The 20,148-nt window shown below is 37.8% G+C and carries 19 protein-coding genes, 1 tRNA gene and 2 pseudogenes; 5 read left to right on the forward strand and 17 right to left on the reverse strand.

Annotated elements, in window-relative coordinates; all coding sequences use genetic code 11:
* Positions 1 to 172 precede the first annotated feature (172 nt).
* Positions 173 to 267 (forward strand) — tRNA-Sec (locus GKR48_RS05250).
* Positions 268 to 476: 209 nt separating this feature from the next.
* Positions 477 to 1,686 (forward strand): annotated as a pseudogene (locus tag GKR48_RS05255) (tyrosine-type recombinase/integrase).
* A 735-nt stretch (positions 1,687 to 2,421) separates the two neighbouring features.
* Here GKR48_RS05255 and GKR48_RS05260 read toward each other — a convergent pair.
* The 13 genes from GKR48_RS05260 to GKR48_RS05320 all read right to left on the reverse strand — a co-directional run bounded on the left by GKR48_RS05260 (position 2,422) and on the right by GKR48_RS05320 (position 12,515).
* Positions 2,422 to 3,288, reverse strand: coding sequence for an MrpH family fimbial adhesin (locus GKR48_RS05260; protein ID WP_154627300.1), 867 nt, complete (start codon positions 3,286 to 3,288; stop codon positions 2,422 to 2,424).
* A gap of 6 nt (positions 3,289 to 3,294) precedes the next feature.
* A complete protein-coding gene (locus GKR48_RS05265) occupies positions 3,295 to 3,825 on the reverse strand; it encodes a fimbrial protein (protein ID WP_154627301.1) in 531 nt (176 codons plus the stop codon).
* 18 nt (positions 3,826 to 3,843) lie between these two features.
* The gene (locus GKR48_RS05270; protein WP_154627316.1) at positions 3,844 to 4,356 is read right to left on the reverse strand and encodes a fimbrial protein; all 513 of its coding nucleotides are present in this window, start codon (positions 4,354 to 4,356) and stop codon (positions 3,844 to 3,846) included.
* Between the two features lie 2 nt (positions 4,357 to 4,358).
* Complete coding sequence (locus GKR48_RS05275; RefSeq protein ID WP_230088604.1) at positions 4,359 to 4,856, reverse strand: fimbrial protein; 498 nt, start codon at positions 4,854 to 4,856, stop codon at positions 4,359 to 4,361.
* A gap of 10 nt (positions 4,857 to 4,866) precedes the next feature.
* Positions 4,867 to 5,403, reverse strand: coding sequence for a fimbrial protein (locus GKR48_RS05280; RefSeq protein WP_230088605.1), 537 nt, complete (start codon positions 5,401 to 5,403; stop codon positions 4,867 to 4,869).
* Positions 5,404 to 5,413: 10 nt separating this feature from the next.
* Complete coding sequence (locus GKR48_RS05285) at positions 5,414 to 6,022, reverse strand: fimbrial protein (protein WP_154627303.1); 609 nt, start codon at positions 6,020 to 6,022, stop codon at positions 5,414 to 5,416.
* Between the two features lie 39 nt (positions 6,023 to 6,061).
* Positions 6,062 to 6,850: a fimbria/pilus periplasmic chaperone gene (locus GKR48_RS05290; protein ID WP_154627304.1), complete on the reverse strand. Its 789-nt coding sequence runs from the start codon at positions 6,848 to 6,850 to the stop codon at positions 6,062 to 6,064.
* Between the two features lie 56 nt (positions 6,851 to 6,906).
* The gene (locus tag GKR48_RS05295) at positions 6,907 to 9,576 is read right to left on the reverse strand and encodes an outer membrane usher protein (protein ID WP_154627305.1); all 2,670 of its coding nucleotides are present in this window, start codon (positions 9,574 to 9,576) and stop codon (positions 6,907 to 6,909) included.
* A gap of 92 nt (positions 9,577 to 9,668) precedes the next feature.
* Positions 9,669 to 10,205 (reverse strand): fimbrial protein, encoded by a 537-nt coding sequence (locus tag GKR48_RS05300; RefSeq protein ID WP_154627306.1) that lies wholly within the window; start codon positions 10,203 to 10,205, stop codon positions 9,669 to 9,671.
* 68 nt (positions 10,206 to 10,273) lie between these two features.
* Positions 10,274 to 10,810, reverse strand: a complete 537-nt coding sequence (locus tag GKR48_RS05305; RefSeq protein ID WP_154627307.1) for a fimbrial protein — start codon at positions 10,808 to 10,810, stop codon at positions 10,274 to 10,276.
* Positions 10,811 to 11,014: 204 nt separating this feature from the next.
* Positions 11,015 to 11,245, reverse strand: coding sequence for a helix-turn-helix domain-containing protein (locus GKR48_RS05310; protein WP_154627308.1), 231 nt, complete (start codon positions 11,243 to 11,245; stop codon positions 11,015 to 11,017).
* Positions 11,246 to 11,255: 10 nt separating this feature from the next.
* Positions 11,256 to 11,570 (reverse strand): helix-turn-helix domain-containing protein, encoded by a 315-nt coding sequence (locus GKR48_RS05315; RefSeq protein WP_154627309.1) that lies wholly within the window; start codon positions 11,568 to 11,570, stop codon positions 11,256 to 11,258.
* Positions 11,571 to 11,966: 396 nt separating this feature from the next.
* A complete protein-coding gene (locus tag GKR48_RS05320; protein WP_154627310.1) occupies positions 11,967 to 12,515 on the reverse strand; it encodes a tyrosine-type DNA invertase in 549 nt (182 codons plus the stop codon).
* Positions 12,516 to 13,139: 624 nt separating this feature from the next.
* On the opposite strand from GKR48_RS05320, the pseudogene GKR48_RS05325 reads away from it, so the two are divergent.
* Positions 13,140 to 14,357 (forward strand): annotated as a pseudogene (locus tag GKR48_RS05325) (IS3 family transposase).
* Between the two features lie 620 nt (positions 14,358 to 14,977).
* On the opposite strand, the gene GKR48_RS05330 reads toward GKR48_RS05325, so the two are convergent.
* From GKR48_RS05330 to GKR48_RS17885, 3 genes are all read right to left on the reverse strand, one after another.
* Positions 14,978 to 15,766, reverse strand: a complete 789-nt coding sequence (locus GKR48_RS05330) for a hypothetical protein (RefSeq protein ID WP_230088607.1) — start codon at positions 15,764 to 15,766, stop codon at positions 14,978 to 14,980.
* Complete coding sequence (locus GKR48_RS18135) at positions 15,744 to 16,304, reverse strand: DUF3696 domain-containing protein (protein ID WP_230088608.1); 561 nt, start codon at positions 16,302 to 16,304, stop codon at positions 15,744 to 15,746. The genes GKR48_RS05330 and GKR48_RS18135 overlap by 23 nt, the downstream gene beginning before the upstream one ends.
* A 156-nt stretch (positions 16,305 to 16,460) precedes the next feature.
* Positions 16,461 to 17,309 (reverse strand): AAA family ATPase, encoded by an 849-nt coding sequence (locus GKR48_RS17885; RefSeq protein ID WP_336431120.1) that lies wholly within the window; start codon positions 17,307 to 17,309, stop codon positions 16,461 to 16,463.
* A gap of 422 nt (positions 17,310 to 17,731) precedes the next feature.
* Between GKR48_RS17885 and GKR48_RS05340 the strand changes: the two genes are divergently transcribed.
* Positions 17,732 to 18,271: a DUF2058 domain-containing protein gene (locus tag GKR48_RS05340; RefSeq protein WP_154627312.1), complete on the forward strand. Its 540-nt coding sequence runs from the start codon at positions 17,732 to 17,734 to the stop codon at positions 18,269 to 18,271.
* Between the two features lie 4 nt (positions 18,272 to 18,275).
* On the opposite strand, the gene GKR48_RS05345 is transcribed toward GKR48_RS05340, so the two are convergent.
* Entirely contained in the window at positions 18,276 to 18,974 is a 699-nt protein-coding gene (locus tag GKR48_RS05345; protein ID WP_154627313.1) for an RluA family pseudouridine synthase, read from the reverse strand.
* Between the two features lie 181 nt (positions 18,975 to 19,155).
* On the opposite strand from GKR48_RS05345, the gene GKR48_RS05350 reads away from it, so the two are divergent.
* Entirely contained in the window at positions 19,156 to 19,638 is a 483-nt protein-coding gene (locus GKR48_RS05350; RefSeq protein WP_195848223.1) for a cold-shock protein, read from the forward strand.
* The last annotated feature ends 510 nt before the right edge of the window (positions 19,639 to 20,148 follow it).

Genomic DNA, 20,148 nt, shown 5'->3' on the forward strand with positions numbered 1-20,148 from the left:
ATAAGTATATGGGGGCAATTGTGCAAACCTCAATATCACATTTGTGCTTTTTGTTATCAGTTTTTGAGAATGGCGCGACATTATTGGTGTGCATCAATAATTTGAATGGTTGTTCTTACAATACCTTGGAAAATAAATAATTCAGTTTATAATCGAACACCTACCAAATAGAGGAAGATCGTCGTCTCCGGTGAGGCGGCTGGATTTCAAATCCAGTTGGGGCTGCCAGCAGTCCCGGGCAGGTTCGACTCCTGTGATCTTCCGCCACTCAAGTTCAATACACCTCCACTGAAGTCAATTAAACCCTTTAAATTCAATATATAAAAACATTTCATAGTCAACTCGGCTCAACTGGGGTTACCCCACACCAACCCCCAGTTGGGGGTGTTAATCGGGGGTGCATTTAGGTATGGTATATCTTGCACCCCCAAATTCTCATTTTCTTTGTAACAGATAGGGATTACGGAGGTTTTGTTATGGCTCTGAGTGATATAAAAATTAAAACGGCAAAGCCGCTAGATAAGCCCTACAAACTTTCTGATTCAGGTGGGTTATATCTGATAGTTAATCGCAATGGTTCTAAATATTGGAGAATGAAGTACCGCTTTGCAGGTAAAGAAAAAATGCTTTCTATTGGTGTTTACCCGCAAGTGACATTAGCGGAAGCAAGAAACCAACGTGATGATGCGAAAAAATTATTGGCTCAAAATAAAGATCCAAGTGAACAAAAGCAATTAGCGCGATTAGAAAAGCACTTAGCTTCTGAAAGTACCTTTGAAGCAGTCGCTCGTGAATGGCACACCTCTAAAGCGGATCGCTGGTCACTACGTTATCGTGATGAAATTATTGATACCTTTGAAAAGGATATCTTTCCTTATATCGGTAAGCGTCCGATAGCAGAGATTAAGCCCTTAGTGCTACTTGAAACCTTGCGTAAGATGGAAAAACGCGGAGCCTTAGAGAAAATGCGTAAAGTCCGTCAACGCTGTGGTGAGGTCTTTCGCTATGCAATTATTACCGGTCGAGCGGAATATAATCCAGCCCCCTGATCTGGCTTCTGCTCTAACTCCACCTAAGAAACAGCATTTCCCATTCTTAATAATTGAAGAGTTGCCTTATTTTTTGAAGGATCTAGCTGGTTATACAGGCAGTATAATCACTAAAACTACCACTAAAATTATTTTGCTAACGTCTGTTAGAACACAAGAGCTCCGCTTTGCTCGTTGGCAGGATATTGATTTAGAAAAAGGGATTTGGGAGATACCTGCTGAAGTAATGAAAATGAAGCGACCGCATGTTGTACCGCTATCAAAACAAGTGATCGAGTTATTTAATTCACTCAAACCACTGTCAGGGTATTATGAGCTTGTTTTTATAGGCCGTAATGACCATAGAAAGCCGATCAGTAAGGAAAGTGTGAATCAGGTTATTGAGTTGTTGGGGTATAAAGGAAGACTAACAGGGCATGGCTTCCGCCACACGATGAGCACGATTTTACATGAGAAAGGATTTAATTCAGCATGGATTGAGACACAGCTTGCACATATCGATAAGAATGCGATCCGTGGCACGTATAATCATGCTCAGTATATGGATGGGCGCAGGGAAATGATGCAATGGTATGCGGATTACATGGATGAGTTGGAGTGTGGGGTAGGGAATGTGGTGAGTATGGATTCTAAGTAATTATATCTATCTCATATGGTTACTGTATGAGATAGATTGATTTTTTACGATGTTAGCATTTCATTACTAAATTAAAGGTGTTTTTTTTAAAGGTGATATGTTACTTCTGTTTTTTTTATTATAAGTAGAGTTTTATTTTTTTTAGGGTGTTTATTCAAGTTTATTGAGAAAATTAAAACTATAATTTTTTAGTTATTTTAGTTATTTTAGTTATTTTAGTTATTGAATTCTGTTTATAAGGTTTTCAAGTTCAATACCTACTATTTCGATGTATCTATTAGTAAAGATCGAGTGGGAATTAATAGATTCATCAGATAATTATAAATTCATTGCATTATAGTCTGATCATTGCCGAAGCATATTTAAGTTCTGCTAGCTCCTCTTTTGACATTCTAGCCATTTAGCTTCAATGATATTAATAAGCTATACTGAGTTTCGATAAGTGCTTCTATAACTCGTTTGGATATGCTTCATATCACATTCGAAGAATTTAATATCAGTATTACCATCTCGTGCGATAACATTTCTTTATTATTTATTTCTACGACACTAACCAACCACAAATTTTCTACGAATTTAGAATTATACCTGAAATTTTAATATCTAATTAATAAAAAACTCGTCAATATGAAGCTGGTTACAGCTTATTAATATCGATAAAACAGCGTATTTTAAGTGGAATACGCTGTTCGTATATCATATTGGTGAATAGTTGCGTTTTAATGTTTTGATTAACTAATTAAATGCAATGATGACTACAGCATTACCAGTATAATATCCAGGGGTTACCGTTCCGGATGAATGTAATTCAGACGTAAATGTAAATGGATTCGACGCATTATTTCCAGAAATATTCATATTGGCACCATTCCAACCACTTTGATTATTAATTAATGGATTTGAATAAAAGTTAGGCGTCGAATTTAAATATACATAACGCTCACCTGTTGTTGAACGAGCAAATAAATTGATATTTGTAGCTTGTGTACAGGCGATATTGCCAGAAACTGAATTTTTCTTACCGTTTAGGCTTGTGTTGCTAATTGCCCCGTGATCAACAAAGGAAGGTAAAGAAATACTGCATGTTTGATTTGTAGGTGGAATTTTACCGCAGACACTACCAGGCCATTGGATGGCATTCCTAACACCCGCAGTTGGTCTATGGTTAACATAGAATAATCCAATACAAGTTGCATCTGGGCTATCAATGACAAACGATGCACGATAAGGAATACCTTTTGCACTACGAAAAGCAGCCGCAACTTGTTCTGCTGTTTGATATTGGTTAATTTGAATGCAGTTACCATAATCAAAGCAAGAGCCGCTCAATGACGGTGCACCAGATGCATACAGAACATCAGGGCCTATCCAGCATTCATTTGGCCCATAACAAGGGTTAGTAACACCGCTTGCTTCACTCCAAGAGAGAATGTCCATCTCAACACGAGGCCAAGCCCCAGAGGTAATGCTCACAGGCATTACATATGCGATTGCATTGGCAGGACGAGATGGAAATAGAGACGTTAGCGCGATGATTAATAATAAAATACTCAAACGGCCTGTATTTAATATCCCATGTATTTTTGTTTTTTTAGAAGACATAATGGTTTACTCATAATCTAATTTGAACGTGGCGCTCGCAGCCCATGAACCGAGCACAATTGATTTATTTTGCAATGCGGTTGGTTCGGCCCTTACATATGCTTGAAATCTTAGGTCATTATTATTTCCGGCATATAACCCTTGGGTATAACTACCACTATTAATTTTGATAGCTGCGCCAGAAATACTTTCAATACCAACCGCCACTCCGGATGCTTGACTTCCAGCATCTAACGCCAGTAAACCAGGTAAAGCTGAACTTTCTGCACCAATAAATGTGACTTTTACTTCATGGCCTAATGCTAAATCACAATTAATTAATCGAATGGTAAAAGGTTGGCTATTTGTTTGAGTATTCAGATACAGGTATTTATCAACTATTGTACCGAAATCTAATTCAATAGATTCATCGCCGGGGTAAACATCACAAGCATCCTCAATCAGCGTACCATCAAATTCCACATTTGCAGAAAAGGCCATGGTGGTACCCAAAAACCATAAGCCAAAGGCAAAGCTCATATTACGTTTAATATTCATAGTGATGACAGCTGCCTCCTATTCAAAAATAATGGTTAACGTGCCTGATGCAGTAAAATTATCCCCAACGAGTTCGCTTCCCGAACGCATAACCGGAACCGCTGAAAGGGATGGCAGAGAAGCGGCATTAATCAAAAAAGCTTCATTCAATGGTTGGGGTTGTCCATTTTTCTGAATTTGAATTCCTAATTTGCCATTATTCAACGGTGTCACCGTTCTTAATGTCGCATTATCAAATCCATTCCCTGCGGGTGTTCCTCCGAATATTAAGCTGATATCCCACGGTTGAGCCATATCGCCAACACAATCTAGTTGAAAGGGAATAGGTTGCTTGAAAGCGGTACCATTGACTTTTCGTACACCAACTTTACCAAATGAAACTTTGATAGGGTCGTCATGGCTTAATTGGCATACAGGGGGAATAATTAACGTGCCATCAAATGCCCAATTCGCCTGTGCTGAAGATATGGACATCACCATTATAAATCCTGCCATCCAATGCTTAATTTGATTGTTATTCCACATAATCATTCTCACTGATACTCAATTTTCAGTGTTGCCAGCGCTGTAAAAAATCCGCCATCAGTATTCGTAAAATTGGCGTCACTATTTTTTACCGGAGCAACTTCTAAGGTTGGCAGCGCTGTATATAACACATTGAAAGGCTGGTTAATAACTTGCTTAGCATTGTTCACATAAAAAGAAAGCCCTAGTTTTGGGTTACTCGTTTTCAATGCGCCATTGCTATTAAATGATGTTCCATCACCGACAAGCGTGAGTTTTATAGCGTTTTTCACTAGATTTGTGCAGCTGAGTCCCATCGGTACAGTGCGCTTGTATTGAACTCCATCGATACGCGGGAGCAATATATCGCCAAAATGTATAGTTTCTTGCTGGTTGTTATTCAAAATGCACTCGGGCGGTGTCACCAATAATCGACCTTTTAGTTGGATACCAAGTGTTGCTGCTTGGCTTTGGCTAAATAGGCTAAGCATCATGCAGACCGAGAGAAGATAACGGAATAATTTCATTGATATCATCCTATTGGTAATCCAATACCATCGTAAGATTGCCAGTAAAATCACCACCTGATGTTAAATTTACCCCTGTAGGTTTAACGGGGACGGCATATAAAGCAGGCGAATTTCCATAATTAAAATTGAGTGTTGCACCATTACTCAACCGAGTCCCATCACGGTAAATAGCGATACCTAAATTGGTAAGATTCGTTGTTACTGATGATTCGCCATTGATTTGTCTATCCGTCCACCTCAGCGTCATCTTTAATGCATTCTTATGTAAGCCATTACATACCAAATTGTAATTGATGGGCGAGCGACCATAGGTGCCATCAATTCTTGCTTGATGTATATCGCCAAAATCGACAGAAGTCGTTGTTGCACCGCCAAGAGTACATTCTGGCTCACCATATACTGTTACACGAATTTGAATATTCGTGGTTAAATTAGCAGCGATTGCTTTGTGAGAAAAACTTAGTAAAATCAGTGCGCCGAAGAGAAATACTCCTGCTAGGACAAGCGTTTTAAAGCATATCGTAAGAAAATAAGCTCCTCTCATCTCCATGCTCCTATTCATAACTTACCTGAAATCTAATTAACGCCTGATAAGCCCCAGCATTTAGTTGAGCAGAGGTACGAACTGGTGTCACATAGTAAGTTAATTGATTTTGTCCAGGTGAAACCAGCTGTGGTGTGCTGTATTCACCTAAGTTAATTGGTGAACGCGTAGCATCACTGAATTGCAGACCAATCCCTTGAACACCTGCAACCGCAGCCAAGCGAGCGTCTTGAATATCTATAGGAGCCAAAAAGCGAATCTTCATTGCTGGCATTTGCTGACTCCACAAAAGATTTCCCTGCATAGTGCGGCTGCGGCTTTCACCGCTTAGACAATCTTCTAAACGTAGTTCAATCGCAACTGGGTTACCTGTTTGCCCTATATGCTGAAGCTGCCCTGTTCCCACAGTCCCCAAATTAACCGTTTGGTATGCTGATGACATTGCTAAGCGACAAGCACTCTCCGTCAAGGCACCATGAACATATAGCGTGCCATGTGAACCGTCGACATCCCAGTTATCAACTTTATTTAGGGCTGTTCCCGCGGCCACATTGCTGAATAAACTCAGCGCTAAACTTCCTAAGCCCACATAACGGAGCATCCTGCTTGTGTTTGCCATGATATTCTCCTGCTATTTCATCACGCATTTCAAATCAGTCTATTTTTTTTCAGGTACCACATGGCAGTTATTTCCCTGACATGTAAACGACAGCGTTGGGCGACCACCATAATCATTGATATAGGTCAGCACAGGTTTATTGCCTAATGCATCTGCACTAACGTTTAGTGCTTTACTGCTCTTTGGTTCCACCATTACTGGCTCAAAACCGGTGACTGTTTGTCCATTTTTACTTGGTACTGCATCGACAAAAGAAACGTAATATGCGGTTGGGTTGTTAATCGTATATTGGTTACCTTGGCGCGTAAGAGTCACTTTTTCTTGCCATGGGTTATCCATTTGTTCACGTGTTGGAATAATTGATTTCGGCCGATAAAACAATTTGATACGTGTCTGTAATGCCAATTGCAGTGTATTGGGCTTATCACTTTTCGGTGGGATCTCTCGCAAATTAAAGTAATACACTGATTCTCTGTCTTGTGGCAGCGAAGCGGCACTTGGCAGAGCTTGAATTTTTATTTGGCTTTTTGCACCAGGCTCAATACGCTGTACTGGTGGCAATACCGTAAATGGGTCACTTATTTTTTCACCTTTTTCATTCTCCACCCAACCTTGAGCGAGATAAGGTAATTGTTTGTTTTCATTGCTAATATTTAAACTTATCGATTTTTCATCTCCCGTAATAATCGCTCGAGTTCTGTCTAATGCAACCGCTGCTTGAGCAGAAGATAGCGTTGCTGAAGTTAATACAACTCCAACCAATGCAAATGCTGCTCTATGGGTATTTTTTTTATTCATCATTTTATTTTTCATCTTGTTATTCATCATATTGTTATCTTCTAGGGTTAAGGAGAACTCACCGTTTTTGCATACCATCATTTTTATTATTTTTGTAACCAACGACTTGATTCCTTTGGAACTGTTTTTTCAACAACTGGCACAACAAGTTCTGATGCCTTCGGCACAGCGTCTAATGCACGGCTGGCTGATTGCGTCTTTATGGTTGCTGGCGATGCGGCTTTTGTTCCTGGGTTGTGGCACGGTAATAACCAGTTTGCTTGCAAATATTCATCTTCTGGCAAGGTATCAGGGAGTGTTATTTCACACTGCACTTGGTCATCCCAGCGGACTTGCAAGGTATCTTTTGCGTTTAAACCCGTGAGATAGGCATTTCCATCATCACCCACCATACCGACCTGCTGGCCACGACCGTTTAAGATAATTGCTCCGAAAGGCGGTGTGCTATTGTCCGACAGCCTTAACAACGCCATTGCACTGCTTCCAGCGACAACATCAAATTGACGGTAGCCAATCGCTCCTTCGGTTAAAGTACCTTGCTTTATCGATTGAGAGACTTGCGCTTCATCTGGCAATGCATTCAAATCAACACTAACTTGGTTACGGTAATAGCTATTCACATCACTAATAACTGCCTGTCCAAAGCGGTTGGTACGTACAATAGATCCATAACCACGTAATGGGATATTAGGTACACCATCGGTATCAACAAATATGCGAGTACCGCCAATTTGGCTGCTACGATGTAGTACTGCACCTTTTTCCGTTGCAGTGAAGCCACCTTGTAAAGAGAATCCCGCTGACCGATAACGATCTTGTTGGTAAGTTGCATTTGCATTGAGCTGTGCTAAATCTCCTTGATGGGTGTAATAGCCACTCACGAGTGCGCCTGAACGTGCCCACCCCGTACTTAGTTGGTAATTATTTCTTTCATCGATAGTGCTGTAGTAATTCACACGCTGTGAGTTATCATTTTTATCCCAGCTACTGTTGTAACTAACAGAGCTTTTTTCTCCCCAGGGCACTGTGAGCGAGGCATATACACCATCATCATTACTTTCACGATAACGATTTCGATACGCAGTCAAGTTGAGACTAAGGTTTTTCCATTTACCAATATCAAAATAGCGCGCTAATGAAATGCTGTAGCGGTCATTATCGGGCTGATCCCAATAGGTTTGGTGGTAATAGTTGATAAATGCGCTGAGCCCTAACTCTGAAAATTGCTGGTTATAAGAAATGGTATACATTTCTTTGCTATTGTATTGACGAGCACCCGTTTCCTGAGCATCCAAATACTCAGACATACTCATAAAGCCTTGCTCAGAGAATCGATATCCTGCAAATGTCACTTGGCTGTTATAAGTATCAAAACGTTTTGAGTAACTTAAGCGGTATGAACTACCGCGATACGTTTTATTTCCCACATCACTTAAATTAGTTAAATGCGCTCGAGCATGGGTGATATCGAATGATAATGCACCAAATGCCATTAAGTCGCGACCAACCCCAATAGCCGCTGATGCATAGTTTTCCGCGCCAATTCCACCACCATAGAGTGACCAGCCGTTGTTAACTCCCCAAGAGAACTCACCGCTTGCAAACGTATCGCCGCTCACATGGTGACGCCAATTTGTTGGGCGTCCAGCGGCTAATTTGTAGCGCAGTTGTCCAGGTCGTGTTAAATACGGAACACTTGCAGTATTTACCGTAAAGCTCTGTGTTGAGCCATCTTGTTCTTTAACTTCGACATCGATTTGCCCTGCTAATGCATCGTTCAGGTCTTGGATACGAAATGGACCCGCAGCAACTTGAGTTTGATAAATAATTCGTCCTTGTTGGCTTACGATGACGGTTGCATTGCTTTTTGCTACCCCAGTAATTTCTGGAGCATACCCACGTAGATTAGGCGGTAGCATATTGGTATCCGTAACCAAGCTAAGCCCTGTAAATCTGAAACTATCAAAAATATCAGAGGTTAGATAATCTTCACCTAAGGTGAGTTTTGCGCCTAATGATTTGATGGCTCGGTAGACATAATAGCGAGTCCAATCTAAGGACGTAGTCGTGCTTTGTCCTTGTTGCTTATCAATACGCATTTGCCAGTCTGCACGAGCACGCCAAGCTCCCAAGTTAACACCAGCAACACCATTACCGCTGGTACTGTAGTTGGTTTGTTGTCCTGAACGAGTTTGTTGTCCGACTTGGGCATTGAGGTTGTAATCAAACAGTGCACCAGGTAACCCTTCTTCCCAGCGAGCTGGGGGATCCCAATTCTCAGCGGTATATTCGAGGTAGGCTTGCGGCAGACTGATATACATAGCAGAAGTCGCAAGATCGGCTTTAACCTCAGTTCCGGGTAAACTTTCAAGAGATAAACACTGTCCATCGTGCCACCACTTTAATGTTGACATCAATTCAGGCTTGATACCGAACTTTTCAACTAAAGTGGGACTCAGGCAAGGGAGGCTCTCATCCGATTCATCTTTAGGTGCATAATAAAAGACAGTTTCTTCCGGCATGCTTTGTTTGTTTAAGAAAACCGTAAAACTGTATTCACCAGGCATGAGGTAACCTGGGCGCGAAAATTGGCTTAAATCAATATTGCTACGATCATTGACGTCTAGCATATCCATATTAAATTTAATATCGGATGCGTGACCACCAAAGCTAATAGCCAATGCGACTAAAAGCCCTAATCTGCAAGGCCGAGTTATCCGTAACACAGGCGTGTGAATGAAATTCAGGGTCATCATCTCGACCTTCTTTTGTGTTCTTTTATGCGTAATGTCATTTCGCTTGTGAAGCTCACCTGTTAAAGGCGATCCTCATTCATGAGAGGAACCGACTATTCATAATCCAGTTTGAAACGTAGTTGACTGTGGTATTGACCTGATGCTAATGGGCGATTATTTGCCACCAATCGCAGCCGATAGGTGAGATCTTTTGTTCCTGCCGTCAGTAAATTTACGGACATTCCTTGTCCTGGTATGGCAATTTCACCATCCCCCTCACGTTGAATTTGTAATCCAACACCTTGAGCTTGTCCGTTAACACCAAATAACCCCCTGTCATGAGAGCCATCAAATGTTATACGAAAGTATTGCCAATTCGGCTTATCAGGACTTTGGCGTTCAAGAACACAATTCACTAATCGGATAACAAAAGGGCGAGCAGGTCCTTGCCCATCACGGCGAATTTGAGTCAGTGCAATACTTCCCATATCAATAGTTTGATCACGGCTGCCGACATCAATAGCACATGCTGTTTCAATAATGCTTCCATTCATATTCACTGAGCCTTGAGCCTTTGCAGTTGATGCTGCGGTTAACAGGCTTAAACTTAAGATCAATGAAAACATTCCAAAGGTTATCGAATTATTCATTGCTTCCTCTCTTACACTCAATTCAGTCGAAATGAGCCAACAAATGAATTTTGTTGGCTCAGGATGAATTACTCGTAAGACAGAGTGAAATCCGCTACTGAGCTAAAGTCACCGGCAGTGATCGTACTGATATCGCCACCATTACCTTTTAAGTAAGCTGCGAAATTCAGGGTGTTATTACCATTTTGAATTTGTTGGAATGGTGCAGCTGTTCCTAAAGTCACCACATTACCGCTACCATTAGTGATCTGAACACCAGCACCAGCACCAGTACCAACAATACCTAATGTTTTATTTGTATTATCGAAAGATGCAGCTGCACCACTAAAGGTTAATTGAACGCCTTTAGTCAGTTTAGTGATATCACAGTTTTCTAAAGCGATTTCAAATGGGCGTGGAGTTGATTTACCACCATCAACTAATGCCATGTTAGAAATTTGACCTAATTCAACAGTTTGGTCGATTGATTTAGGAGAGATTGAGCATGGGGCATCGATAATAGCGCCTTTAAACGTTACTTTACCGTGGCCTTGATCAGCAGCATTTGCTGCAGAAGCCAATCCTAGAGCCATAAAAGTTGCCATTGCAATAGATTTCATTTTCATGAATATATAGTCCTATGTTTTTGTTAAATAAATAAAGTATGAGTGTCAGTTTTCATTGCTCATTGCAGACACTCAATTTGCAATGAACTGGAAAAGAACTGGAAAAGAACTGGAAAAAGCAAAGCCCGAAGACTTGATTCAAAAAATCAAATCCTAAAAAATAAAATTGAGTTGTTAATTAAAAATTAAAATCAAAAAATATATTTAGTCGTCTGTTAAAAAAACTTGGATTGGCACCTTAAATAACTCTGAAAACTGAGCCAGAAAATCAATGTTTATATGGTTTTCACCTGATTCATAACGAGAAATTTGTTGCTGGCTTACGCCAATATATTGCCCTAACTCCTCGGCGGTTAATTTCATTTCCTTTCTGTATTTTTTTATTTTCCTTCCGACAATAATATTAAAATTTTGTGTTTTTGTGATAATTAACATAATGTCAAACCTATTTCAGACATTGACTAGATAGGAAAAATAACCCTTCAGATTTAAAATAATACTCCATATTATGGATATAATTTATTGAGCTATTTTGAAATCCAACGCCATCTAATAAATAATTGATATCGACATCAAGCGAGCTAGCAATTTGCTGAATTTGTTCTAAATGCAGCCGAATAACTCCACGCTCAATACGTGACACATGTTGTTGTGAGCATAAAAGTAAATCAGCTAGATCAGAACCACTTAAGCCTTTTGCTCGACGGGCTCTAAGTATATTGCTCCCAACAATTTCCTTAGGAGATAAGTTAGATTGCATAAAATTCTCTCCGTGAAATAAATGAGTCACCTATTAACGGTTGTTTAACTATTGTCAAAATGTACCAAATTGACAAACGTAATGCTTGCCTAGAATAATATATTAAATATTGATTATTATTTTTTATTTAAGAAATAATTGGTAAAATGATTCAAGATAAATAATTCAAAACATTACAGTGTGTAAGAGTGGAGAGTTATGAAGGGTTTTAAAAAGTGAAAAAATTAACAAATTCAATGATTTTTAATAATGGAGCTCGCTTGATTTTAATAATATATACATAGCGTTATTTACACGCTACGTATTTGACGAGTATTTTCATTTAACTTAAGATGCACCTAATTTATTACGTTTGTCAATTTGGTACATTTTGACAACTCTTTTAGTTAGTGTTGTTCACCATACTCCTCGGAATCTTGCTGGATTACTTGCCGTATATCGCACAGTGTGTTGTATATTGGTATGTCCTAAATAATCCTGAATTAAACGCGTATCTGCACCTTTATCCGCTAATGCATAACCGCATGCATGCCTTAACATATGAGGATGAATACCTAAAGTCAGCTTAGCTAACTCGCCGAGTCGTGAAAACAGTTGATAAAAGCGCTGACGAGTCATAGCTGTTCCTCTTTCTGATAAAAATAGCCACTGACTTTCTTCTCCTTTCCATGTACGTCTTACATTTAACCAAGCTTTAATAAGTGGGATTTCTTCATCAATGAGTGGATGATTCACTGAAAAGCCATTCTTTAAACGATGTACATATAGCTCTTTACTTTCTAAGTTAAGATCAGATAGTTTTAGCGATAGGGCTTCGCTTGCTCTCAATCCATGTATAAAGCTCATATAAATTAAGCAAGAATTACGTTCGGGGTGTCGAGATAAACGGCAAGCAGCTAAAAGTCGAGATATTTCTTGGGGAGTTAAATACTTACGAGTGGACATGAGTGTTTCCCATTTTAGTCAGAAAAAGCCAATCATATCTAAATTATATAACTTAACACATTAATTTTTAGATAAATATCATGATTTTATTCTATGGTTGGAATAAAAATTCATTTGTTGTCCACTAACTTTGCAATCAAAGCGTAATTAACTAAAATTTATATCTGTAAAGTTATTGTTAGTTTATTTATGGATGTGAAGGAAAAAGCTACTCACAAAATAATGCAAACTAATTTATAAAAGCTGTTTTTTCTGATTTTTCCTTGTTAATCAATAAACTAATTCATATTTTGTTTTTTTTTGATTTTAGCTTAAGAATTTTATTGTAATTATACAGTAGAAGCTCTAACACTAAGTTATACCGACATAACCATATCAACTTATACCGTATTTCTGAATAACTAAATTGATGAGATAAGCTACTTAACTTGCTTAGTGAAGAGAAATTATTTTAAGTGAATGTACTTATTTGGGTGTACGACTTTTTGCTTTGGGTGGTAATGTAATAGAAGGAATCAACGCGGACGCGAATGTTGACATCAGCTTCCTGCGATAAAGGATCAGGAAGTTTATTCTATACACTAAGCGTGTAATGGCATAGTTAATTTGGTCACCAACTCAGAGGTGATATCATCACCTCATAAACAGATAGGTGACAATTATGGTAAAACGTATAAGACGGCTTTTCAGCGCAGAATTCAAACTTGAAGCGGCTCAACTGGTGCTTGACCAAAACTATTCCGTGGTCGAGGCCGCCAACGCGATGGGCGTCGGTAAATCAACCATGGACAAATGGGTTCGGCAACTCAAGCTAGAACGCAAGGGCATTTCACCGAAAGCGTCACCCATGACGCCTGAGCAGGTTGAAATCCGTGAATTAAAAAAGAAAATCGCGCAACTTGAAGAGCATAATGAGATCTTAAAAAAGGCTACAGCGCTGGTGATGTCGGACTCTCTGAACAATTCTCGCTGATCGAGAAACTCAGCCGGCGCTTTAGTATTAAACAACTGTGTAACGTGTTCAGTGTTCATCGCAGTAGCTATCAATACTGGCGTCACCGTGCAAAAACACCATCAGCGGAGCAAATTCGGCTTCAGCCCCTTGTTCAAGAAGTTCATAAAAGCAGTCGCGGTTCTGCGGGTGCTCGTACTATTGCTGATATTGTATCGAAGACAAAACAGGTTCCTTTAACGCGCTATCGTGCAATTCAGATTATGAAATCACTTGGCTTGGTGAGTTGCCAAACACGGAAGCATCGATATACAAAATCAACTCAAGAGCACGTTGAAATACCGAATCATCTCGGGCGACAATTTGCAGTCACGGAGCCAAACCAAGTTTGGGTAGGTGACGTAACGTATATTTGGTCAGGTAATCGCTGGATGTATCTTGCGGTTGTGATGGATTTATTTGCTCGAAAGCCCGTTGGTTGGGCTGTGTCATTTTCACCCGATAGCCAACTAACGGGAAAAGCATTATCAATGGCTTTTGAATCAAGAGGTAAGCCAAGAAATATGCTGTTTCATTCAGATCAAGTAAGTCATTATACAAGCCGTCAATATCGCCAATTACTATGGCGTTATCAGATAAAGCAAAGTTTATCTCGACGAGGTAATTGCTGGGATAATGCGCCGATGGAGCGATTTTTTCGAAGCTTAAAGACAGAATGGGTACCTATTTTAGGTTACCGTAATTTTATAGAAGCACAGCAAGAAATAACCCGATATATCATTGGGTATTATAGTCAGATTAGACCGCATCAATATAACGGTGGCTTAACGCCCAATGAGTCAGAACGATTATATTGGAAAAGCTCTAAAACTGTGACCAAATTTTATTGACCACTACAGTTCAAACATATTCGTGTTAATTGGCTGCTCGTTTATCTACCGGTGAAAAAATTTCTATCATGATAGCAAACCATTTATCATCCAATCAAGAAACGATTCTTTCGAAAAGGTATCACTAATTAAAAATAATTAGAGGGGAAGAGCGAATGTTGAAGATTTTTTAAAGAAATAAGAATAAGCCAATAATAATATTGTATATCAATGAAATATTAATGATGGTTATATAGAGTAATGATGAAGGGCCAATACCCATCATCATCATCATCATTAGCTAACTCTAGATTTTTTATACGGCCCACAGCTCCAACTAAAAAAACTTTTCCCTAAATAATACCACTTTTTTTCAAGAATAGGTGTTAATATAGGCTTATATTTTTTAGGGTTCTTTGTGTTAATATACGTTAATGTATTATTTAATAGATTATCTCCGAATCCATCATAATGTTTACATGACAAACTACAATCGCATTTCTTGAGTCTTATACAATCACATTCAGTATTGATTTTACTTAAAACGTCCTTCCAGAAAATACCATGCTTATTATCTAATTCTATTGCTGATTTTAAATTAAATCCTTTTTTATGGTCAAAATAAAATTTTGTATTTTCATTTATAGAACAAATTTCTTTAAAAAATTGAGTGAATCTTTTCTTTTTTCCAATAAGTTTAGTTCTTTTAGTACATTTTCAATAGTATCTAGAGGTATTAATGACTCTATTTCATGAAAATCTAAAATTTCAACACATCCAGATGACTGAAACTTAAATTTCCCAAACTGAGCGCTAGTTCCACCACTAGGTGCTCGAGGGTGTTTTTTGTCATTATCTACAATACAATATGTTAATTCATTATTTATAGTTATGCGTTCAAAAGTATCTTTGGTACTTCCACCGCCTCCGTTAATCGCTGTAAAACTAATCGCACATTGTGATAAATTAGCATTTTGAGCGTAGAAATTAGCAATAATTTTAAAGAAATCAGAGTCTGATGGGTTTTCACATACTATTTTTGTTTTTTGTAGTTGCCCGGAGTCATGAAAGTATAATGGTCCACATGAAAACTTATAATTTTTTCCTAAGTCAATCCATTTGAATGAACTATCTTGAATTTCAAAATCAACATCAATATGGAAAGAAACCATTTGTAATATGGCTCGATATTCCATAAGGCTAGATAGAGCATTCGATGCAATATTTTTTGATGATTGGCTGTATATACCATCACTTTCATCAATAATAGTTTCAAAAAAATTTTTATTTGCAATAACCAAATGTTTTTTTTCAGAAAATGAGCGCAAAATATTTTCAATTGCTATTGAAAATTGATGATTCATCACCATTTCAGGCGTTGCGTTTATTATGTTAATAAGCATATGTTTATCTACCTGAGAAAAATCCAATAGGCCAATTCTGAAGAGTTCCTTCTCCGTCAAAATATGATTTTCTTACAACAGTTTGCTGTTTTTCATTTTTCTCAAATACTAAGATAGAAACGTCATCTTCAGTAAGTCCTGTGTTATCCTCAATACATTCACTCAAGGCTTCAATCATCGTCTGACTGTGAGTTTCAAAAATAATTTTCAAATCAACTTTGTTTTCTTTTGCTTTTGTAACCACTTTAGCAAAAATTTTTGCTAAATTATGTTGATATGAAGGATGTAAGTGTAATTCAGGTTGTTCAATAATAAATGTTATTGGTTTTTTCTGTGTTATTGTACGACGTTCTGTTTCAAGCCAAATAGCTGTAACTATAGGAATTACTTGAGAGTAACCAAATCCCATATCACTAATGTTATAATTCTCGTTATTTTCACCTGTATTTATTAAGATTGCGAAATGAGATCCACTTTGCTCCACTTTAATAGTAAAATCAAAATTAGATTTTGTCCATTCTTCAAATTTTAATCTGTCATTGGCTTTTAATGAATTGAGTAACATAGCTAGGTTAGAACCTGTATGGTCTATTTCATTTACTTGTAAATCTTGAAATCGATAGAATCTTTCAGATGTAGCTCGAAGTGGAGCTATATATTTTACGTTTTTACATGATTCAGATAATGATAAGTTTACTATATCTATGATGTTGTTAATATTCTATCCAATAGTGTATGGATATAATTCATCAATAATTTCATTGCGATAAATGCTAAAGTTTTTAGTGAAAGTTTTTTGTTCTTTGAAAAGAAACTTAACTAATTTTTCTGTATTACTTTTAGAGTAAAACCCTATTCTTTTAAATGAATCAGTAATTTGATTTAAGTCTGAATTTTTGTGAAAATACCGTTGAATTATCTTAGATGCAATATCTATGAATGATAGCTCTAACATTCTATCTTGTCTTTGTTGTCGTAAATAAAAAGCGGTAGATGATATTGGAGACTCTGTTTTACTTTTCATGTGGATATTAGGTATAAATTGCCCTAAATTTCTGGCTATCATACCCTCTTTTTCTAAAATTTTTTCTCCCGATTTTATCTGTAGTTTAGTATTGTTATTATCATCAAAATATAGCTCAATATTTGCATCATCTAGTTTTAGTTTAATAGCTTTTGCTTTTGTTTTTTTATCTTTAGAATAAACTGTTAGTTCCGTTTCTATATAGTTATGACTGTTTTTCTTATCTGAATTATTTATTCTATAATAGGTGTGTTTTTGTATCATATCATCCGGAACAGCCAGCAAAAAACTAAAAGTAATTTCTTTCGTTTCAGAATTTCTCGATAGTACATCACTGAAATCACCAAAATCAACATATCGCCCATACCATAATATAGGGCCTGTAGTATTTTCCTCTACAGATTGGCGAAGTAATGGGAAAGTTCGCAACAGAGAACTTTTTCCGCTACTGTTTTTTCCAACAAATACAGTTATAGGCTTGAGTTCAATAAATGTTCTGTCAGTAAAACTTCTGAAATTTTTAAGTCCTATACCGATTATTATTATATGTCTCGATTAAATTATTTTAAGTAATACTATTGTTTTTTATATAAAATGACAATTATTTTACAATGATTTTTCCAAAAAAAGATAAAGTGAAATTTGTATGTTTCTATTTTTATCCTTAAATAAGTTTTTTATTGGATTTTTCCTCTGTATTTTTTGTTTTTTTACATGTTAAAAATATTTTTTATTGTTAATAGTAAAAGGTTTCTATGTGATAATTTTAGTTTCAAGAAGTGTATTGTTTAGATAGGATGATTTTTCAATTTCGATTACATTTGTTTAACTAATGGAATGAACATCATGGGTATACCCAGCATAAGTTAAATTCATTTTTATAAAGATAATTTACCTATGTATTTAATAGATAATCTAATTTACAGGTATAATCCTGCCAATTCTATTCAACAGGCTTAGATATCAACATGGCAAAACTCACCTTACAAGAGCAAATGCTCCAAGCGGGACTCGTCACCAGTAAAAAAATGGCGAAGGTACAGCGCACAGCGAAAAAATCACGAGTACAGGCTAGAGAAGCCAGAGAAGCGGTAGAAGAAAATAAAAAGGCTCAGCTTGAACGTGATAAACAACTGAGTGATCAACAGAAACAAGCGGCGCTAGCCAAAGAGTATAAAGCTCAGGTGAAGCAGCTGATTGAAATGAACAAAATTGAGATAGCGAGAGGTGATATTAGCTTTAACTTCACAGATAATAATGTCATCAAGCAAGTAGTCGTCGATAAAACAACGCAAACCCAACTTATTAGCGGCCGTCTTGCCATCGCGCGTTTAGCGACTGACAATCCTGAAATGAGCACCTACGCGATTATCCCCGCGAGTGTAGCGGATAAAATCGCTCAGCGTGATGAAAGCAGCATCGTATTAAATAACGCCTTGAGTCAGGAAGAGCAGGATGAAGACGATCCGTACGCAGACTTTAAAATCCCAGATGATTTAATGTGGTAGTCGTTTAGAACGGGCTTTTGCTGTGAGCGTGAATGGGTTCCCCAGTTATCGGATGAATAAAATCTAATTCACTGGCATGCAGCATCAGCCTCGGCGCAGGTTCTATATCTGCGGGCAGTAAGCCTCCATACAGATCACACCCCAAAATAGGATGACCGAAAAGTTGGCTATGAATGCGCAGCTGATGGGTTCGTCCTGTTTCTGGGATGAATTTCACCCGTGTTAATGGTAATCGACTTCCATCACTTTGCTCATCATAAAACCGTTCAATGACATGATAGTACGAACGGGCAGGTTTACCGTGGGTCTCACAAATCGACATTCGAGGAAACAGAGCCGGATCTTTGGCAATGGGCGCATCTATCACATCATGATCATTTTCCACATGACCACAAAGTAGTGCACTGTAGGCTTTCGTCACGGTACGTTGGCTAAATTGCTGACATAACGCTGCATTTATGGCTTTATTGAGGGCGACAACCATTAAACCTGAAGTGCCAAAATCAAGGCGGTGCACGAGGGTGCATTCAGGGAACAGTTGAACGAGCCGGTAATGTACTGAATCGAGATTTTGTGGATTCTTTCCTGAGAGGCTCAGTAGCCCCGAAGGTTTATTGATAAGAATAAGGTGCTCATCCTGCTCAATGATTTCAATGTCATCATGGCAAGGGGGCGCAATAAAGGTATCAATAATCGTCGACATCAGGTTACCCAGATAAAAAGTGGTTATGAATAATACCCAATTTTGCGCTTTTTGACGATGATGCTATTGGCTGATGTTATAGATAAATAGGCTAGACTAAAACTAAAGGCGTGGTCTGGGCAGGTATTGTGTTTTATACTGCGCGCTGTGAAATTGAGTCAACAAAGAAGGTGGTATGGCAATGAACGGAACAATCACAACGTGGTTTGAAGATAAAGGTTTTGGGTTTCTCAAAGATGAAAACGGGGATAACCGTTATTTTCATGTGATTAAAGTTGCCAACCCAGAACTGATTAAAAAAGGGGCGGTGGTTACGTTTGAGCCGACCACAAATAATAAAGGTTTATCGGCCTTTGCGGTTAAAGTGATCCCTGAAAGCAAATATATCTATATTGCCGGTGAGCGCATTAAGCTGACGGCTATCAAATCATTCCGTATCTATTATGAAGATGTTCCGGCAGATACACGTATTGATAAAGAAAATACCGTGCTATCGATAGGTGCATTGATGAACAGTATTAAACCTAAAACGAATATTAAGCCGGGAGCTACTCGAGCGCTGAAAAAGCTGATTATCGAAACCCAGCATGGAACAACATTGACGTTCTCTGAAGATGAGATTGACGTGGATGAAACCATGAAACAACTTAAAGGCGTTAAATAGCTTTCGACAGAATTAAAAAATCCCCCCAATTCCATTGCCTCTTATTTAGAGGCAATGCTTTTTCAGTACTACCTTCGATGTCCTTTCCTAAATTTGAATAAAAAATCAACAAACAATCTAAAAAGAGAATATTTTTAATAAGCCATCGCTACATATTAAGCAAGATGTATTAATATATGCGCGAACCGCATTCTGATATGCCGAATTTATAGCGCCTTTATGGCATACAATCTGGATTGTAATTATTATGATGCGATTTAGTTATTATTAAGTTAGCAATCTAAATGAAAATTATTGCTAACCGAAAAATTAACCTGTAGAAATATATTTTTATATTGGTATATTACTCATCTCATGAGTTTTTTATTTTGTAAAATCCAATAAAGCTGTTTCAAATTGTAATTTATTGTAATAGAAAATTTATTTTATCTCGTTTTTTTATGCTTTTACTCCTTTCGTGTAAATTTCATTTTAAAAAAATAGAAAATATATTAAATAAATTGAATTAAA

The organism is Providencia sp. wls1943 (assembly GCF_009706275.1).
Taxonomy (GTDB): domain Bacteria; phylum Pseudomonadota; class Gammaproteobacteria; order Enterobacterales; family Enterobacteriaceae; genus Providencia; species Providencia zhijiangensis.

Excerpts from the sequence above, each read along its gene's own strand:
- GKR48_RS05275 (WP_230088604.1), bottom strand. The coding sequence starts at position 4,856 with ATGAAATTATTCCGTTATCTTCTCTCGGTCTGCATGATGCTTAGCCTA.
- GKR48_RS05270 (WP_154627316.1), bottom strand. The coding sequence starts at position 4,356 with ATGATTATGTGGAATAACAATCAAATTAAGCATTGGATGGCAGGATTT.
- GKR48_RS05305 (WP_154627307.1), bottom strand. The coding sequence starts at position 10,810 with ATGAAAATGAAATCTATTGCAATGGCAACTTTTATGGCTCTAGGATTG.
- GKR48_RS05320 (WP_154627310.1), bottom strand. The coding sequence starts at position 12,515 with ATGTCCACTCGTAAGTATTTAACTCCCCAAGAAATATCTCGACTTTTA.
- GKR48_RS05340 (WP_154627312.1), top strand. The coding sequence starts at position 17,732 with ATGGCAAAACTCACCTTACAAGAGCAAATGCTCCAAGCGGGACTCGTC.
- GKR48_RS05265 (WP_154627301.1), bottom strand. The coding sequence starts at position 3,825 with ATGAATATTAAACGTAATATGAGCTTTGCCTTTGGCTTATGGTTTTTG.
- GKR48_RS05285 (WP_154627303.1), bottom strand. The coding sequence starts at position 6,022 with ATGGCAAACACAAGCAGGATGCTCCGTTATGTGGGCTTAGGAAGTTTA.
- GKR48_RS05280 (WP_230088605.1), bottom strand. The coding sequence starts at position 5,403 with ATGAGAGGAGCTTATTTTCTTACGATATGCTTTAAAACGCTTGTCCTA.
- GKR48_RS05310 (WP_154627308.1), bottom strand. The coding sequence starts at position 11,245 with ATGTTAATTATCACAAAAACACAAAATTTTAATATTATTGTCGGAAGG.
- GKR48_RS05350 (WP_195848223.1), top strand. The coding sequence starts at position 19,156 with ATGAACGGAACAATCACAACGTGGTTTGAAGATAAAGGTTTTGGGTTT.
- GKR48_RS05300 (WP_154627306.1), bottom strand. The coding sequence starts at position 10,205 with ATGAATAATTCGATAACCTTTGGAATGTTTTCATTGATCTTAAGTTTA.
- GKR48_RS05260 (WP_154627300.1), bottom strand. The coding sequence starts at position 3,288 with ATGTCTTCTAAAAAAACAAAAATACATGGGATATTAAATACAGGCCGT.
- GKR48_RS18135 (WP_230088608.1), bottom strand. The coding sequence starts at position 16,304 with ATGTTACTCAATTCATTAAAAGCCAATGACAGATTAAAATTTGAAGAA.
- GKR48_RS05295 (WP_154627305.1), bottom strand. The coding sequence starts at position 9,576 with ATGATGACCCTGAATTTCATTCACACGCCTGTGTTACGGATAACTCGG.
- GKR48_RS05290 (WP_154627304.1), bottom strand. The coding sequence starts at position 6,850 with ATGATGAATAACAAGATGAAAAATAAAATGATGAATAAAAAAAATACC.
- GKR48_RS05345 (WP_154627313.1), bottom strand. The coding sequence starts at position 18,974 with ATGTCGACGATTATTGATACCTTTATTGCGCCCCCTTGCCATGATGAC.
- GKR48_RS05315 (WP_154627309.1), bottom strand. The coding sequence starts at position 11,570 with ATGCAATCTAACTTATCTCCTAAGGAAATTGTTGGGAGCAATATACTT.